This window comes from Rhodopseudomonas sp. B29, assembly GCF_000333455.1.
GTDB lineage: Bacteria > Pseudomonadota > Alphaproteobacteria > Rhizobiales > Xanthobacteraceae > Rhodopseudomonas.
In genome coordinates, this window is the sequence record NZ_BADD01000238.1 from 1 (window position 1) to 328 (window position 328).

At 68.3% G+C, this 328-nt stretch carries 1 protein-coding gene; it reads right to left on the bottom strand.

Going from position 1 to position 328, the window contains the following annotated elements; genetic code table 11:
• Positions 1 to 326 (bottom strand): YgjP-like metallopeptidase domain-containing protein (locus I5M_RS08500; protein ID WP_022721005.1); only part of this gene is annotated, 326 nt, incomplete at its 3' end.
• Positions 327 to 328 lie beyond the last annotated feature (2 nt).

The window sequence follows — 328 nt, forward strand, 5'->3', positions numbered from 1 at the left end:
GCCTTCTGCAGATCGCGGCGCGCCTCTCGCTTGAGGAAATCGTGGACACGCCGATCAATGTGCTCGACTTCGCCGGCGACGCAGATGATCTTCTCACCGGACTCGCGGGTCTCGGTCCACACCGTGCCGCGCCCCGCGCGATGCACGATCCGATGCTCGTGGCCACGCAGGGGCACGAGGGTGCCAGGCTGGAACGGCGCAGCCTTCGGCAGACGGCCGAGACGCGCGGCGATCCACGCGCCGTGACGCTGCGCGAATTCCTTTGCGTCGGCGAGCGTGCCGCGCGGCGGCATGGTGAGGATCGCTTCGCGATCACTCGGGTGAATAC